Annotated in this window: 16 protein-coding genes; 10 read left to right on the top strand and 6 right to left on the bottom strand. The window is 66.9% G+C overall.

The features are described from left to right. The first annotated feature begins 37 nt into the window (after positions 1-37). Positions 38-1,483 (top strand): metalloprotease TldD, encoded by a 1,446-nt coding sequence (gene tldD / locus H3005_RS19150; RefSeq protein ID WP_191078788.1) that lies wholly within the window; start codon positions 38-40, stop codon positions 1,481-1,483. A 41-nt stretch (positions 1,484-1,524) separates the two neighbouring features. Here tldD and yjgA read toward each other — a convergent pair whose 3' ends face one another. After that, the gene (yjgA, locus tag H3005_RS19145; RefSeq protein WP_089236366.1) at positions 1,525-2,115 is read right to left on the bottom strand and encodes a ribosome biogenesis factor YjgA; all 591 of its coding nucleotides are present in this window, start codon (positions 2,113-2,115) and stop codon (positions 1,525-1,527) included. A 68-nt stretch (positions 2,116-2,183) separates the two neighbouring features. Here yjgA and pmbA point away from each other — a divergent pair, with 68 nt between their 5' ends. After that, positions 2,184-3,551, top strand: coding sequence for a metalloprotease PmbA (pmbA, locus tag H3005_RS19140; RefSeq protein WP_191078787.1), 1,368 nt, complete (start codon positions 2,184-2,186; stop codon positions 3,549-3,551). An 87-nt stretch (positions 3,552-3,638) separates the two neighbouring features. Continuing rightward, positions 3,639-4,001 carry a DUF4870 domain-containing protein gene (locus tag H3005_RS19135; protein WP_191078786.1) on the top strand — a complete coding sequence of 121 codons (363 nt, stop codon included), beginning with the start codon at positions 3,639-3,641 and terminating at the stop codon, positions 3,999-4,001. Between the two features lie 70 nt (positions 4,002-4,071). Here the strand turns inward: H3005_RS19135 and H3005_RS19130 are convergent, their stop codons facing one another. The 5 genes from H3005_RS19130 to H3005_RS19110 form a co-directional block, all read right to left on the bottom strand. Then, positions 4,072-4,950 carry a farnesyl diphosphate synthase gene (locus tag H3005_RS19130; RefSeq protein ID WP_100553153.1) on the bottom strand — a complete coding sequence of 293 codons (879 nt, stop codon included), beginning with the start codon at positions 4,948-4,950 and terminating at the stop codon, positions 4,072-4,074. Next, entirely contained in the window at positions 4,940-5,200 is a 261-nt protein-coding gene (locus tag H3005_RS19125; protein WP_006381978.1) for an exodeoxyribonuclease VII small subunit, read from the bottom strand. The genes H3005_RS19130 and H3005_RS19125 overlap by 11 nt, the downstream gene beginning before the upstream one ends. Before the next feature lie 36 nt (positions 5,201-5,236). Further along, positions 5,237-6,523, bottom strand: coding sequence for a tRNA lysidine(34) synthetase TilS (gene tilS, locus H3005_RS19120; protein ID WP_331273780.1), 1,287 nt, complete (start codon positions 6,521-6,523; stop codon positions 5,237-5,239). Between the two features lie 554 nt (positions 6,524-7,077). Further along, positions 7,078-7,623, bottom strand: coding sequence for a WG repeat-containing protein (locus H3005_RS19115; protein ID WP_100553150.1), 546 nt, complete (start codon positions 7,621-7,623; stop codon positions 7,078-7,080). Beyond that, complete coding sequence (locus H3005_RS19110) at positions 7,620-9,326, bottom strand: alkaline phosphatase (RefSeq protein ID WP_100553149.1); 1,707 nt, start codon at positions 9,324-9,326, stop codon at positions 7,620-7,622. The genes H3005_RS19115 and H3005_RS19110 overlap by 4 nt, the downstream gene beginning before the upstream one ends. A gap of 154 nt (positions 9,327-9,480) precedes the next feature. Between H3005_RS19110 and H3005_RS19105 the strand changes: the two genes are divergently transcribed. The 7 genes from H3005_RS19105 to H3005_RS19075 all read left to right on the top strand — a co-directional run bounded on the left by H3005_RS19105 (position 9,481) and on the right by H3005_RS19075 (position 16,565). Then, positions 9,481-10,815 carry a dicarboxylate/amino acid:cation symporter gene (locus H3005_RS19105; RefSeq protein ID WP_025876066.1) on the top strand — a complete coding sequence of 445 codons (1,335 nt, stop codon included), beginning with the start codon at positions 9,481-9,483 and terminating at the stop codon, positions 10,813-10,815. A gap of 230 nt (positions 10,816-11,045) precedes the next feature. Next, positions 11,046-11,585, top strand: a complete 540-nt coding sequence (locus tag H3005_RS19100) for a hypothetical protein (RefSeq protein ID WP_100553148.1) — start codon at positions 11,046-11,048, stop codon at positions 11,583-11,585. Beyond that, positions 11,582-12,196 carry a hypothetical protein gene (locus H3005_RS19095; RefSeq protein WP_191078784.1) on the top strand — a complete coding sequence of 205 codons (615 nt, stop codon included), beginning with the start codon at positions 11,582-11,584 and terminating at the stop codon, positions 12,194-12,196. Before H3005_RS19100 ends, H3005_RS19095 begins: the two co-directional genes overlap by 4 nt. A 40-nt stretch (positions 12,197-12,236) precedes the next feature. Further along, entirely contained in the window at positions 12,237-13,619 is a 1,383-nt protein-coding gene (locus tag H3005_RS19090; protein WP_089236356.1) for an adhesin, read from the top strand. A gap of 140 nt (positions 13,620-13,759) precedes the next feature. Then, positions 13,760-14,464, top strand: a complete 705-nt coding sequence (locus H3005_RS19085; RefSeq protein WP_100461139.1) for a C39 family peptidase — start codon at positions 13,760-13,762, stop codon at positions 14,462-14,464. Between the two features lie 13 nt (positions 14,465-14,477). Continuing rightward, a complete protein-coding gene (locus H3005_RS19080; RefSeq protein WP_100553145.1) occupies positions 14,478-15,230 on the top strand; it encodes a hypothetical protein in 753 nt (250 codons plus the stop codon). 45 nt (positions 15,231-15,275) lie between these two features. Beyond that, positions 15,276-16,565: a transporter gene (locus H3005_RS19075; protein WP_191078783.1), complete on the top strand. Its 1,290-nt coding sequence runs from the start codon at positions 15,276-15,278 to the stop codon at positions 16,563-16,565. The last annotated feature ends 7 nt before the right edge of the window (positions 16,566-16,572 follow it).

Genomic DNA, 16,572 nt, shown 5'->3' with positions numbered 1-16,572 from the left:
ACTTGCCTGGCCGCCTTCACACCCCCAGATCGAGACCATGACTGACAACGCCCTGACGCTTGCCCAAGATCGCCTGTTGCGCCCCGGTGGCCTGGATACCGCCGGCCTGGAGCGCACTTTCGGCCAACTGCTCGGCCCCGGTGTGGACTTCGGCGACCTGTATTTCCAGCATGCCCGGCGCGAAAGCTGGAGCGTGGAAGACGGCATCGTCAAGGACGGCGCCCATTCCATCGAGCAGGGCGTGGGCGTGCGCGCGATTGCCGGCGAGAAGACCGGCTTTGCCTATTCCGATGACATCCACGCCGGTGCACTGCTGGCGGCGGCGCAGTCGGCACGTGCGATCTCGCGCGAAGGTGGCGCACAGACCGGACGCTCGCTGCTGCGCGGCGATGCGCGCGTGCTGTATCCGGCACTGGACCCGATCGACGGCCTCGGCAACGAAGCCAAGGTCGAGGTGCTCAAGCGCCTGGACGGTTACCTGCGCGCGGCCGACCCGCGCGTGAAGCAGGTGATGGTCAGCCTGTCCGGTGGCGTCGATACCGTGCTGGTTGCTCGCACCGATGGTGTGCTGGGCGCCGATGTGCGCCCGCTGGTGCGCTTGAACGTGCAGGTGATCGTTGAACAGAACGGTCGCCGCGAGTCGGGTTATGCCGGCGGCGGTGGTCGCTACGGCTATGAAGTGCTGTTTGCCGATGGCCGCCCGGAAGCCTTCGCCCGCGAGGCGCTGCGGCAGGCATTGGTGAACCTGGAGGCGGTGCCGGCACCGGCCGGGGTGATGCCGGTAGTGCTGGGGCCGGGCTGGCCGGGCGTGCTGCTGCACGAGGCGGTCGGCCATGGCCTGGAAGGTGACTTCAACCGCAAGGGCACCAGCGTCTACGCCGGCAGGATCGGCGAGCGCGTGGCCGCCCCGGGCGTGACCATCGTCGACGACGGCACCCTGGATGGGCGCCGTGGTTCACTCAACATCGATGACGAAGGCCATCCGACCCAGTGCACCACGCTGATCGAGGACGGCATCCTGGTCGGCTACATGCAGGACAGCCTCAACGCGCGGCTGATGGGCGTGGCGCCGACCGGCAATGGTCGACGCGAATCGTTCGCGCACATGACCATGCCGCGCATGACCAACACCTACATGCGCGCCGGCCAGCACGATCCGCAGGAAATGATCCGTTCGGTGAAGAAGGGTCTGTACGCGGTCAATTTCGGTGGCGGCCAGGTCGACATCACCAGCGGCAAGTACGTGTTCTCGGCCACCGAGGCCTACCTGATCGAGGATGGCCGGATCACCGCTCCGGTGAAGGGCGCGACCCTGATCGGCAACGGCCCGGAAACCATGCAGAAGGTGCGTATGGTCGGCAACGACCTGGCCCTGGACGAGGGCGTGGGTATCTGCGGCAAGGACGGGCAGAGTGTGCCGGTCGGTGTCGGCCAGCCTTCGCTGCTGATCGAGGGCATCACCGTCGGCGGTACCCAGGCCTGAGCACGGCGATGGCCACCGCCACCGCCATGCCCGACGGGGACTCAGTCCTCGTCGGCGTCGTCGACCGGCGCGTCCGCCTCGACATCCTCACCGGATGCCTTCAGGCCCAGCGCGGCCGGCAGCATCAGCGCGCGCAGCACCTGGAAGATTTCGCGGTAGGCGCGCGGCGGCTTGTTCTTGGCCTTTTCGGCCTGGGCGTTGCGCACCAGCGTGCGCAGCTGCTGGCGGTCGGCCTGCGGGTAATCGTTGAGCAGTGCGGCCAGCGCGGTGTCGCCCTCGTTCATCAGGCGTTCGCGCCAGTCTTCGGCACGGTGCATCATCGCCACTTCGCGGCGGCCGGTGTCGCTGTTGGCGTCCAGCGCATCGCGGATCGCGTCCAGCGCGGCATCGTCCTCGCGGCGCATGTGCTTGGCCAGGAACGCCAGCTGCCGCTTGTGCGCGATATGGGCGGTAATCCGCTTGCACTCGGCGATGTGCGGCAGCAGGTCCTCCGGGATCGGCAGGCGCGCCAGCTGGGCCGGGGTCAGCGACACCAGCTTCTCGCCCAGGGCCAGGACGTCGAGCGCATCGCGCCGGTTCTGGCTGCGGCTCTTGTCGTGGAATTCACCGGTTTCTTCGTCGCGTCCGCGCATCGTCCATACCTGATTTCAAAAAAAGTCGCCCGGCGTGATGCCGGGCCCAACCCGCACAGGATAAAGCATTGAACGTGATCGCCCCTGAAGTTGCCGTCGGCGACGACAGCCCGGCCAGGCTGGAACGGCTGGCCGACATCTCCCAGCAGCTGCTGCAGCGTGCCCGCGCGCTGGGCGCCAGCCAGGCCGAGGTCAGCTGCAGCGAGGACCGCGGGCTGGAGGTCAATGTGCGTCTCGGCGAGGTCGAGACCGTGCAGTCCACCCGTGACCGCGGCATTGCCGTGACCGTCTACTTCGGCCAGCGCAAGGGCAGTGCCAGCACCGCCGACCTGCATGAGGCCAGCCTGCTGGCCACCGTCGAGCAGGCCTGCGCGATCGCCCGCCATACCGAGGACGACCCGGCCGCCGGCCTGGCCGAGGCGGGGTTGATGGCCCGCGACTTCCCCGAACTGGACGGCTGGCACCCCTGGGAGCTGCAGGCCGACGAGGCGGTGGACCTGGCACTGGCCTGCGAGGCCGCGGGCCGCGAAGCCGATGCGCAGATCCGCAATTCCGATGGCGCCTCGGTGTCGAGCATGCAGAGCGTGTCGGTCTACGCCAATTCGCATGGGTTCATCGGCCGCGAGCGCGGTACCCATCATTCGATCGGCTGTGCGCTGATTGCCGGTACCGGCGATGGCATGCAGCGCGACGGCTGGTACACCGGCGCACTGGCCCGCGAGGACCTGGAAGATCCGGCCAGCGTCGGTCGCCGCGCCGCCGAGCGCACGGTCGCCCGCCTGCAGCCGCGCTCGTTGCCGACCGGCAGCATGCCGGTGCTGTACGCGCCGGAAGTGGCGCGCAGCCTGGTGGGCCATCTGCTGTCGGCGGTGTCCGGCGGCGCACTGTACCGCCAGGCCAGCTTCCTTCTGGACAGCGTCGACCAGCAGCTGTTCCCCGACTGGATGCAGATCGAGGAGCTGCCGCACCTGCGCCGCGGCTTGCGCTCGGCCGCCTTCGACGGCGACGGCGTGGCCACGCGTGCGTCGGCCCTGGTCCGCGACGGCGTGCTGCAGCGCTACGTGCTGGGCAGCTATTCGGCACGCAAACTGGGCCTGCAGACCACCGCCAATGCTGGCGGCGTGCACAACCTGCAGCTGGCGGCCAATGCCGGTTCGCTGCAGGAGATCGCCGCGCAGATGGGCAACGGCCTGCTGGTGACCGAGCTGATGGGGCAGGGGGTGAACGGGGTGACCGGCGACTACTCGCGCGGTGCCGGCGGCTTCCGCGTGGAGAACGGCCAGATCCAGTATCCGGTGGATGGCATCACCATCGCCGGCAACCTGCGCGACATGTTCATGGCCATCGAGGCGGTTGGCAGCGACGTCGATCCGCGCTCGCATATCCGCACCGGCTCGATCCTGGTGGGACGGATGACGATCGCCGGCAATGATTGATGCCATTGATGGCGTAAGCTAGGCCCGCCTGACGCGACCGGCTTGCCGCCGGTCGGTCAAGACCACCCAATAAAAAGGAGTTTTGTCGTGAGCGAATTCGAGAACGTCCCGGCGGCGAGCAGCGTGCCTGCCGACCAGCGCACCATGGCCCTGGCAGCGCACCTGCTGGGCATCTTCACCGGTTTCATCGGCGCGCTGATCATCTGGCTGATCAACAAGGATGACGCCAGCAAGGCCTTCGTCACTGAGCAGTCGAAGGAAGCGCTGAACTTCCAGATCACCGTGGCCATCGCAATGGTGGTGTGCATCATCCTGACCATCGTGGTCATCGGCGCGATCCTGATGCCGATCGTCGGCCTGATCAGCCTGGTCTTCAGCATCATCGCTGCGGTCAAGGCCAACAACGGCGAAGCTTACCGTTACCCGTTCGCACTGCGCCTGATCAAGTAAGACAGGCTGTACGCGGATACGAAAACGCCCGGCACTGCCGGGCGTTTTTTGTTGGTGGCGGCACGCTGCCTCAGTGGTCGCGTTCCACCGCCAGCGTGGCCAGCGCGCGCAGCGCATCGGCTTCTTCGTGATAGCCCGCCAGCGCCTGCTGCATGTGCGCGGACAGTTCGCGCAGCTGCGCCTTGGCGCCGTCCATGCCGAGCAGGGCAGGGAAGGTGCTCTTGTCCTGGGCCTGGTCCTTGCCGGCGGTCTTGCCCAGCTGCTCGGAACTGGCTTCGACATCGAGGATGTCATCGCGGACCTGGAAGGCCAGGCCGAGCGCATCGGCGAAGCCGTCGAGCTGGGCCAGCACGGGTTCGGGCGCTTCACCGCACAGCGCGCCCATGCGCACGGCAGCGCGGATCAGCGCACCGGTCTTCAGCGCATGCATGCGGGTGAGCGCTGCCAGCGACTGCTGCTGGCCGGTGGCATCGATGTCCAGCGCCTGGCCGCCGCACATGCCGGCCGCGCCGGAGGCGTGGGCCAGGGTCTGCAGGCATGCCACGCGCAATGCCGCCGGCAGCGGCGCATCGGCCAGCAGGCCGAACGCACGGGTCTGCAGTGCGTCACCGGCGAGGATGGCGGTGGCTTCATCGAAGGCGATGTGGGTGGTGGGCTTGCCACGGCGCAGGGCGTCGTCGTCCATGGCCGGCAGGTCGTCGTGCACCAGCGAGTAGGCGTGGATCAGCTCCACCGCCATCGCTGCAGCATCGAGCTTGTCCAACGGGGCGCCGAACACCTGGCCGGCGGCATAGACCAGCAAGGGACGCATGCGCTTGCCGCCACCGAGTACGGAATAGCGCATTGCCTGGTGCAGGCGTTGCGGGGCTTCGGCCGGTGAGGGCAGGGCGGCGTCGAGCTGGCTTTCGATACGGTCGCGCCAGCGCGCGAACAACGCCTCAGCCGTCATGGCTGGGCGGATCGAAGGGTTCGGCGGTTTCGGGCTGGGCCGGATCGCTGAGCAGGCGCACGCGCAGTTCGGCCTGCTCCAGCGCCTGCTGGCACTGGCGGTACAGACCGACACCACGTTCGTAAGCACTGAGCGACGCTTCCAGGCTCAGCTCGCCGGTTTCCATCTGCTCCACCAGTTGTTCCAGCGATTCGAGCGACTGCTCGAACTGGGCGACCGGGGAGGCGTTTTCGGGGGACTTCTTGGCCATGCGACAAGTGTGGACGGCGCGCGCGCGAGGGTCAATTCACCAGCCGCCCGGATGCCACTGCAACTGTGCATTGCGGGCCTGCAGCCAGGCCTGCGCCGGTGCGGAAACAACCACGTCGGCGGCCGCCAGCAGCTGACCACCGTCGAACAGCAGGGGCAACTGCGCGCGTCGCCAGGGCGCCAGGTGTTCGCGTTGCAGGCAGTCCTTCAGCGCGGATGAATGCGTACGCCCGGGCAGCACGATGCGTTCGCCCCCTTGGCGGGCGCGCAGTTGCAGCGGGTGTTCGAAGCCGTCCGCGCCGAGCAGGCGCAGCTGGCCGCCGTCGGGCAGCTGCAGCGGCGCGCGGCCGTCCCACGCCGCCTGCCAGTCCTTCGGCAGTGACGGCAGCTCTGCCGGCAGCAGGTAGGCGTGCTGGCGCCACTGGCGGATGGCGTGCTGTTGCCAACGCACCTGCGATTGCCGATCGGCGCCGGCGACCATCAATTCGTTCTGTGCCTGCCGCAGTACATGCGCCGGCAGCGGCGCTGCGTTGTGCTGGCGTACCCACGCACGCAGCACGCGCGCAGCACGTTCCGGTGCGACCTGGCGCAGCAGCTCCAACGACAGCACCCGTGGTGCTACTTCCAGGTGAGCGAGCAGCTCGGCATCTTCTTCGTCGAGCAGCGCGCGCGTCTGCGCGCTATGCGCGGCGCTGCCCGCCAATGCGGCGGTGGCGTGTGGCCAGCGCTGGCGCAGCAGTGGCAACACCCGCAGACGCAGGAAATTGCGGTCAGCGTGGTCTTCGCCGTTGCTGGGGTCTTCGATCCACTGCAGGCCGTGAGTCGTGGCGTAGGTCTGCAGGCTGCTGCGAGGCACATCGAGCAATGGCCGCCACAGCCGATGGCCGTCGAGGTGGCTGTCAGCGGTCATCGCCGCCAGCCCATCAATGCCCGAGCCGCGCAACGCGCGCAGCAGGAAGGTTTCGGCCTGGTCATCCTGGTGCTGGGCCAGCGCCAGGGTTTCCGCAGCCTGCAACTCGGCGGTGAATGCAGCGCGGCGTGCCAGCCGGGCGGCACCTTCGATCCCATGCCCGCCCTCACGCGTGACCTGCACGCGGTGCACGGCCAGCTCGATGCCCAGCGCAGCACATTGCTGCTGGCAGTGGCGCACCCAGTCATCGGCAGCGGGCTGCAGGCCGTGGTGTACATGGATGGCACGCAGTGGCGTGCCGGCGGCCTGCGCCGATCGCCACAGCCAGTGCAGCAGCACGGTTGAATCGAGCCCGCCGCTGTAACCGACCAGCAGCGGTGCATCCAGCGTAGCGAGGGTCGGGAAGGCAGTCACGGCGGCAAGTATAGGGTGGGTCGGCAGGGCGGCGCCCTGCACCCGCCGAAGCGGTAGTGCCGGCCGCTGGCCGGCAACCTGAGCAGCAACGGCAACGGCAACGGCCAAAGCAACAGCGGGCAGTCCGTGGGATGGCGGGGTGGGTCCGGTTGCGGGGGACGCCGTAAACCCATCCATGGGGGCTTGGCCGCGGCATCCATGCCGCGGACNNCCCGCCTTCGACAGTTTCCCGCGATCTGTCGGAATTGCTCTTGGGGTCAGATCCGTTTTCCGTAGGAAAACGGATCTGACCCCAGATTGATTTCGATATCTGAAAGAGATTCATCCACGCATGGCGTGGATCTACTGGGCACCGGGAAACTGTCAGAGGTGGGGCGGTGTCGGATTGCGGGGTGTCAGCCGCATGGATGCGGCTGCCAAGCCCCGATGGACGGGTTCACGGCGTCCCCGCAATCCGACACCGCCCCGCCATCCCACAGAATGCCGCTGTTGCTGTTGCTCGGCTGTTGCCGTTGTTTCGGCAGGTGCAGGGCGCAGCCCTGCCGATAAACCCCTTACTTCAGCCGGCGACCGGAACGATCGATGCGGAACCACTCGCCGCCTTCCATCGGCGTATGCCCGTCGCCATCGGGCGTGCCTCGGCGGCAGCCGTTGCAGACCTCGGCCACGCCGTCCTGGAATGGCCAGGCAAAATCGAACGTGGCCGCAATCACCTGCTCGAAGGCAGCGTTGAAGTAGCCCACGCGATCACCGACGCGGCCGCGGAACAGGCCTTCCTGCAGGGAGTCTGCGCCGTTGTCCCAGGTGATCACCGCCTGGCTGCGGCCGCGACGGTCGACGTAGTGGAAGCCGTCGGCGGTCTGTACCAACGCCAGGCCGTCGCCGTCGTAGGGAAGATCCTGCAGGGTGTCCGCGCTGATCTGCGGCTTGCCATCGACGACCTCGCAGCCGGGCAGCATCCACAACCCGTGTTCTTCGGTCATGACCTTGCAGGCCGGCCCCTGCGCTGACGCGCAGGTACTGGCCAGCACGCCCAGCAGGGCCAGCCAGCGCACATGGCGCAGGCTGGCCAGGGCAGGGCGTGCCGGCCGGGCCATCACTTGCTGTCAGCCTTGCGCTCGAAGGTGGCCGGTGCCGGCAGTTCCACCGGTACGCCCTTGTCGTCGCAGGTGCCGGCCTTGCACAGGCGGTCGCGCAGGGCAGGGGTGGCCTGCACGATCATGTGGTAGATCGCGTTCTGTTCCAGGGTGCCGCGGATCGCCTTGCTGCCCGGGCCGCGTGCCCAGATGCCGACGTCCTCGCCACCATGCGATTCGGACTTCATCGGTACCAACGCTTCCTGCATGTAGTCCGGATGCTCGGTATCGACATCGTGCAGGTTCGGGCGGCCGTTGGCCGGCTCGAAGCTGCTGGGGTTGTGCGGGTAGCGCTTCGGGCCCGCCGGCTGCTGGTTGCTGGTGCCGGTGTGGCCGGGGCCGTTGGCATAGCTCAGGGTGGTGTAGGGCTGGCCGTTGCCATCCAGTGCCAGGTCGAGCTTGCCCGCACCGTCTTCGCCGCCCTTGTCCTTCACCTTGCCCAGGATCGGGTTGCCACGGGCCGGGTAGCCGACGAAGTTCAGGGTGTGCGAATGGTCGGCGGTGACGATGATCAGCGTGTCGTCGGCCGAGGTCAGCTCGTTGGCCACGCGCACGGCATCGGACAGGGCCACGGTCTCGGTCAGCGCACGGTAGGCGTTGCCGCTGTGGTTGGCGTGGTCGATGCGCGCGCCTTCGATCATCAGCACGTAGCCTTCCTGATGGCGCGACAGGTTCTTGATCGCTGCAGCGGTCAGCTCGGCCAGGCTCGGCTCACCGGCCGGGTCCTGCGGACGTTCGTACTCGTAGCGCATGTGGTCCGGCTCGAACAGGCCAAGAATCGCCGGTGCGTTGGCGGCGGCCTGCAGCTGCTTGCTGTTCCACACGTAGGCGCCCTGTGGGTGCGCCTGCTGCCATTCCTGCACCAGGCTGCGGCCGTCCAGGCGCTGGCCGACCTTGTCGTCGTACTCGGGGTCGCGCTCTTCCACGGTGGTGAACTCACCGCGACCACCGCCCAGGGCGACCAGTGGGCCGCGGCCGTAGCGCGAGGTCGACAGCAGCTGCTGGGCGATGTCCTTGCAGCCGGCGGCCTTGGCCGCTTCGGTCAGGTCGGTGTCGTTTTCCCAGTTGCGCTCGGGCGAGTGCGCGTAGGTCGCGGCCGGCGTGGCATGGGTCAGGCGTGCGGTGGAGACCACGCCGGTGGCCAGGCCGGCGCTGTCGGCCAGCTGCAGCCAGGTCAGCAGGCCCTTGGACAGGCTGTCGGCGCAGTCGGTGCGGCTGCCGGCACTGACGCCGATCGCACCCATGTGGGTCTTCACGCCGGTGGTGATGGCGGTCATGGTGCCGGCCGAATCCGGCGTCTGCGAATCGGTGTTGTAGGTCTTGCTGAACGCGGTGGCCGGGAAGCGCTCCCACGACAACAGGTTCTCTTCGCCCGAGCCGCCCTTCTGCTGGCCTTCGTAGATGCGCGAGGCGGCCACGGTGGTCAGGCTCATGCCATCACCCAGGAACAGGATGACGTTTTTGGCCTTGCCGGCCATCGCGCCATTGGCGGCTGCCTGGGCGGCACCGCTGCGGTACCACCACTGCGGGGTTTCACCGGCAGGGTGGGCAACGGGGGCGACGCTGACCTTCAGGCCGGCCGGAGCGGACGCGGGGGCGGTGCTGGCGCAGGCGCCGAGCAGCAGGGTCGTGGCGCAGGCGGCCAACAGGGAGACGGAACGACGCATGGACGCTGGGATCTCACAAAGTGAAACGGGACGTTCATTATGCCCGGCCTCGCAAGGCATGCCGATGACACACTGATTTGCCACGTGGGCGGTCGTTCTGCGGCCCGCCTTGGGCTATCGTGCCAGCATCCCTTCCTACCCCCTTGGATTGCCTATGAAGCTGGTCTCTGCCTGGCTGCGGATTCCATTCTGGCAGCGCGTGGTCGGTGGCTTCGTGCTCGGTGCGCTGGCCGGCTGGGCGCTTGGCCCGGCGGCTGAAACCTGGTTCGGCCCGCTCGGCGAGCTGTACGTCACCCTGATCAAGATGATCGCGGTGCCGCTGGTGTTCTTCGCGGTCATCAACGCGATCTCTTCGCTGCACGGCCAGAAATCGGTCGCCGCGCTCAGCGGGCGCACGTTCCTGTGGTTCGTGATCACCGCCGCGCTCGCGGTATGCGTGGGCCTGGGCGTGGGTACGGTACTGCAGCCCGGCGCCGGTGGCCTGCAGCTGTCGATGGCCAGCAACTATGTGCCGCGCGAAGTGCCCAGCGTGGTGCAGGTGCTGCTGGATGTGGTGCCGTCCAACGTGTTCTACGCGCTGTCGGGTATCGGCACCAAGGTCAACGCCGCCGGTGAGACCGTGCTGGCGGCGGGCCGTGGTTCGATCCTGCCGGTGATCTTCTTCGCAGGCCTGGTCGGCTTTGCCATCGTCAAGCTCGGCGAGAAGGTGACCGAAGCGCGCAAGCTGGTCGGGCAGATGAGCGACATCATGATCCAGGTGACCCGCTTCGTGCTGGAAGTCACTCCGATCGGCACCTTCGGCCTGATCGCCGGCCTGGTCGGCAGCTATGGCTTCGAGAAGCTGCTGCCGCTGGGCCACTTCGTGCTGGCGCTGTACGTGGCCTGCGCGCTGCACATCGTGGTGGTGTACAGCGCGCTGCTGCTGGCGCACGGGTTGAATCCGCTGAAGTTCTTCCGCGGTGCGGCGCCGGGCATGCAGGTGGCCTTCGTCAGCTCCTCCAGCTTCGCGGCGATGCCGGTTGCGCTGCGTTCGATCACCCACAACCTGGGCGTGAACAAGGATTACGGTTCGTTCGCGGTGCCGCTGGGCGCGAGCATCAAGATGGACGGCTGCGGCGCGATCTATCCGGCGCTGTGCGCGGTGTTCATCGCCCAGTACAGCGGTGTGCCGCTGACGCCCGAGCAGTACGTGGTGGTGCTGATCGCTTCGGTGCTGGGCAGCTTCGGTACCGCCGGCGTGCCGGGTACGGCGGTGATCATGGCGACGGTGGTGCTGAGCGCGGCCAACCTGCCGCTGGAAACCATCGGCTATCTGTACGCGATCGATCGCATCCTGGACATGATGCGCACGATGACGAATGTGACCGGTCAGATGCTGGTGCCGGTGCTGGTGGCCAAGGAAACGGGCCTGCTCGACCAGACGGTGTACGACAACCCGTCCACCAACGTCGGCATCGATGATCCCGACCCGAGCCCGCCGCGCGCCTGAAGCGGCACTGCAACGGGCTGTATCAGTACCTGTAACACTGCTGATACAGCCCCGGTGGCGCCTTGCGCAGTGGTGTTTCCTGCGCGTTAAGGCGAACGGAATCCGAACGAAGTTGTAACACTGCGGCGTCATGCCGCCGCGGTGTTACCCGTCAAACCCCCGCTGCGACGGCCTCCCGGTGTTGGCACGAAAGCTGCTCATTCCCCTCGCATATGCAACGGGAGAGCGGCATGGACGGCAGCACCACCCTTATCACTGTTTCTGGCCGGCAGCTTGCGCTGCTGCTGGTGCTGGCCGTTCCGCTGGCGGCCGCTGCTTCGGGCGCCCGCCAAGGGGTGAAGGCGCAGCCTGGCGAAATCGTCCTGTTGCGCGACGTGGCCACGCGCCCGGCCTACCGCATGGCGCCGCCCGGCGTGGCGTTGATCGCCGATCCGAAACCGCAACAGGAGATCGCCGCCGCACTCGGCAGCAGCGGCGCCGCCAGCGGCATGGATGAACTCAGTGACGACGACTACGCCGGTCTCGGCGCCGGTCAGTCCGGCAGCGTGCACGCGCACGGTGTCACCACCGTCGAGCGGGTGACCCAGCAGGCATTGGGCGGAACCCTTGGCCGCTCGGGCGAGGGGATGATCAGTGGCAGCAGCCTCAGCGGTGCGATGAGCGGCCCGCTGGGTGCGGTCGGCAATACCACACGCGGCATCGGCGATACCGTGCGCGGCGCACTGTCGCAGTTCCCGCTGGGCGCACCGGCGCAGGCGGGTGGCAAGTGAAGCGCGCAGTGCTGCTGGTGGCCTGGCTGGCAGTGCCGGCCGTAGCCCTGGCCGACGACTACAGCGGCATGCTGGCCTACCTCGATGTGACCCGCATCGACGGCCGCGCGCTGGCCGGTGCCAGTGGTGCCATCGCCATCAACCAGGCTGCGGGCGATCTCAACATCCAGGCCAACCTGCATGGCATGGCCAGCGGCGACCGCGCCGACGTGGCCATCGCCGCACGGCAGCAGCACAGCAACGATGTCGTGCTGTCGGCACCACTGGAAGCCAGCGCGCACATCGCCGGACAGGCGCTGGCAGGGGCCAGTGGCATTGCATCGATCAACCAGGCCAGCGGCATCGCCAACACGACGCTCAATGTCGTCAGCGCGACGCTGGCCCGGCAAGGAATACGCGAATCCGATGACACGGCGTTGGCCGCCTCGGACATCGCGTCAGCAGGGGGGCAGGGCGATGCCGGTGACGGTGTTGCGGCGGGTATCCGTAGTGTCGGCGTTTCATCGACGGCACTGCGGGGCTTCGACGGTGTCCTGCAACTCAATCAGATCGCGGGAGCGCGAAACGATACGGCCAATGTTCTGGGCCTGGTCGTGCAGGGCAACCCGTGAGTACCACCCACCCGATGTATCACTGATGAGAGAGGGCACCATGAAAGCGACTGTCAAGAAGACCGTACTCGCCATGGCAATTGCCACTGCCTCGACCGCTGCTGCGGCCAATGGCTGGGACAACCAGAACGCCAATGCGAACATCAACCACAACCACGTCGTGACCGAAACCCGCAACGACACGCACAACCATACCGACAACGAAGTCCGCAACTGGACCCGCAGCAACACCACGGTACGCAACAACACCGACACCTCGAACGTGACCCGCAATCGCACGGTGAACGTCAACGAGCAGGTGCAGAAGAACAGCAACATCCAGGCCGACGAGCGCAAGGAAAAGAACAACCACGGCGTCGACGTGAACCTGGAGAAGGACCTGCGGCTGAGTTCGGACATCAACTTCTCCGGCGATCCGACCATCACCGGTGACATCGATCTGGATTCGGCCGCCATCGCCGTGATCGACAACCGCCAGTCGATCAGCAACAACCTCACCGGCAACAGCCTGGTCACCAACAGTGCTTCGATCGCCGATGATGTCGGCGCCGGTGCCTCCGGCAACCTCGGCTTCAACGTGGTGGCTGGTGACAACAACGCGCAGGACAACGCTGCGTCGCTGTCGGCTGCGGATGCCTCCTTCAGCTTCGGCATGGCCGACGCCGAGGTGTTCGTCAACCAGGCCGGCTTCGGCAACACCACCATGAACTCCGGCGTCACCAACGCCGCTGGCCTCGGTGGCAATGCCTTCGGCGGTGCATCGGGCAACATCGGTGTGAACATCGCCTCGGGCAACAACAACGAGCAGAAGAACGCACTTGCTGCATCGGTAGCCACCAGTGCGATGGCGCAGTCGAGCATCAGCTCCAACCAGGTGTCCACCGGCAACACCGTGTCCAACGCCGGCTTCGTGCAGTCCTACACCGATACGGTGCAGGTCGGCCTGAGCGGTCGCGTCGCTGGCGGTACCCTGGCCGTGGGTGCCGGTACCTATCGCGGCACCGGCAATGCCTACCAGATGGCCAACTACTACCTCGATACGTGGAGTGGCGATCTGCCGCATCCGGGTGGCAATGCGACCGGGCACATCGATCTGGACAACGAGATCCAGAACGCAACGATGAACCCGAACCGGCCGGGAGTGGGTGGCCTGGGCTTCGATACGCGTGAAAGCGGCACCAGCCAGTTCGTCGAGCTGGGCGTGGCCGACCTGTATGCCAGCCTCAGTGGCACGGTCAGCACCACCCGCTGGGTGAACGTCAATGCGACCAACACCTCGGCACTGTCCGGCAGCGCGTTCTCCGGCGCGTCCGGCAACATCGGCGTGAACGTGGCATCGGGTACCGGCAACCTGCAGGCCAACAGCCTGGCATTGGCCGTGGCACAGCCGAGCACCGGCGGTGGGACCGGCGGCGGCGAATGATCCACGGTGTGACCGCTTTCGCAGCGAACCTGCGTTGAGCGCAACAAGCCCGGCCATCCGCCAATGGCCGGGTTCCCCCGGGAGCCCCTGTCCCTCCTCCCCCTTGGGGCAGGGGCTCCTTCCTTCTCGTGGAGAACAGCATGGCCGGTCATCGCTGGTGGTTGCGTTTGCTGCCCTGCCTGCTGCTGTTGACCAGCGCATCCGGCTGGGCAGGCGAGGTGGTGTTCAGCGGGGTGCTGCCCAATGGCGCGCTGCTGCAGCAGAAGGTGGAAAGCATGCAGGAGCGGCGGTATCGCAACCTGGTGCGGCAGCACACCGACTACAGCTGCGGGGCGGCCGCTCTGGCCACCATCCTGCGTTATGCCTACCACCTGGACACCACCGAGGCGACGGTGATCGAGGGAATGATGGGGGTATCCGATCCACAGCTGGTCAAGGAACGCGGTTTCTCGCTGTTGGACATCAAACGCTATGTCGAATCGCTGGGCATGCGTGGACGCGGCTATCGCATCGATGAATCGCGCCTGCGCACGTTGCGGGTTCCTGGACTGGTGCTGATGGATGTACGCGGCTTCCGGCATTTCGTCGTGCTCAAGCAGGTGCGCGACGGCGTGGTGGAAGTGGCCGATCCGATCCTGGGCAACCGCAGCCTGTCGCTGGCCGAGTTCAGCGCCGCCTGGCCGTCACGTGCTGTTTTCGTCGTGATCGGCAGCGACTTCGATCGCAATACGGCGCTGCTGCAACCCAGCGAACGGCCCAGTGCCCGCGCGTTGTATGCGCGGCAGGGACCGATCACCGATGCCGAACTGGTCGACTTCGGCTTCAGCCACGCCGACCTGTTCTGAAGGAGGCACGATCATGCAATGCCAACGTGTAGTACTCGCCCTGCTGCTGATGCTGTCGGTGTCGCCGTTGATGGCGGCAGACGGCGCACCGGGGCGGGGACTGAAGGAAATACCCGATCCCGAACTGAACCTGATGCGTGGCCGCTACACCGTTGGTGGCAACAACGTGGCCTGGTTCGGGGTGACGATGATTTCGCAGTGGCAGGGGCCCAACGGTGCGGTGGTGCAGGGCGCGCTGACCCTGGGCATGGATTTCCGCAATGGCGGGACACCGAAACTGAGCTTCCAGCCCAGCGTCCACGTCACCGCCGCTGACGCACCGTTGCCGACCACGGCAGGGCGCAGCATCGACAGTACCGGCTTGGCCAATGCCAGTGGACTGGTGCAGAGCGTGCAGGTGGCCGGCGATGGCAACACCGCGCGCAACGTGACCACGCTGACCGTGCGTGATGGCGCGGTGCCGACAGCGATGACCGACGACGGCAGCCGCATGGCGCAGGCACAGCAGGGTGGCGCTACCGCCACGGCCATGCTCGATGGCAACCAGGCGCGCCTGCTGCTGCAGGTCGATGGGCAGAGCCTGGTACAGCAGTGGATCCGCAACGGCAGCGTGGGGCAGGGCATTGCCCTGGCCGGCGATGGACAGACCGCCAGCAACCGGCTGCAGCTGGAACTGGTACGCAACACCGCGGCCAACAACCTGCCCTTGAGCCAGAACGTGGCCCAGGCGATCGGGATGAACCGCGGCATGGGCCCGGGCCAGTAACACGGCCTGGTCAGGGGGAATCGACGTACAACGCAGGTCACCGACATGCACACTCTCTTCCGGCTTACTCCGCTGGCGCTGGCGGCGCTGGCGGCCCCCGCCTTCGCCCAGCAGCCTGCACCCAGTGACGGTGCCGACATGCAGGCATTGATCGCGCAACTGGAACAGCTCAAGGCCAATTACGCACAGGAGGTACGCCGCCTGCGCGAACTGGACATGCAGGTGCAGGCGATGCAGGCGCGGCTGAGTGGTCGCGCAGGTCCCGGTACGACGCCCGCAGCGCCGTTGGCGCCCGCTGCAGCATCCGCCGTTCCGCCCAGCAGCGAAGGCTATGCCAGCAGCGCGGCCGAGGCACAGCAGGCCAAGCAGGAGGCACGGCGCAGCGTGGACGACGTCAAGCAGCAGCAGGCGGCGTTGTTTTCGCGCCGGTTCACCATCGAAAACGGCCTCACCTATGCGCGCTACGACCGCAAGCAACTCACCCTCAACGGGTTCCTTGCCCTGGATGCGATCTTCCTCGGCAACATCGCGATCGAGAACGTCGAATCCGATTCGTTGACCTACAACCTGGCCGCGCGCTGGGGCGTCAGCCCAAATCTCACCTTGAACCTGGATGTGCCGTACCTGGCGCGACGCACGGTCTACCAGAAGGGCGGTGCCGGCGGTGCAGCAGCGGCGATCGCGCAGGAAGAAACCAACGGCAGCGGCATCGGCGATGTCAGCCTGAGTGCCAATTACCGGCTGTTCGCCGAACGCGGCTGGCGTCCGGAGACGGTACTGACCGGTGGCGTGACTGCTCCTACAGGTCGCGCACCCTATGGCCTGGACTGGAAAGTGATCGAGCGCGATGACGATGACTACATCCGCTTCGCGGTGCCGCAGGAGCAGCCGACCGGCAACGGCGTATGGCAGGCCAACCTGGGCGTGTCGATGGTGAAGACCGCCGATCCGGCCATCCTGTTCGCCAATGCCGGCTACATCCATTCGTTCCCGCGCGGCTTCAGCGATATCGACAGCAACCCGGATACGGTCAACCCCGGTGACGTGAAGCTGGGTGGTTCGGTGTACTTCGGTGCCGGTGTGGCATTCGCGTTCAACGAGCGCACCAGCCTGAGCATTTCCTTCAGCGACAAGATCAGCACGCGCGCCTCGACGCGGTTCAAGGGCGGTGAATGGGTGAAGGTGATCGGCAGCGATGCCAATGCAGCGTCGCTCAATCTCGGCGTGACCTACGCGTTGAACCAGCACACCACGTTGGTGACGATGCTGGGCATCGGCCTGACCCCGGATGCGCCGGACTTCACGCTGGCCTTCAAGGTGCCGTACATGTTGTAGGCGGGGC

Origin of the sequence: Stenotrophomonas sp. Br8 (assembly GCF_014763005.1) — a bacterium.
GTDB lineage: Bacteria > Pseudomonadota > Gammaproteobacteria > Xanthomonadales > Xanthomonadaceae > Stenotrophomonas > Stenotrophomonas lactitubi.
The sequence above is the reverse complement of the archived record's forward strand: the minus strand, read 5'-3'. Positions and strand labels throughout refer to the sequence as shown.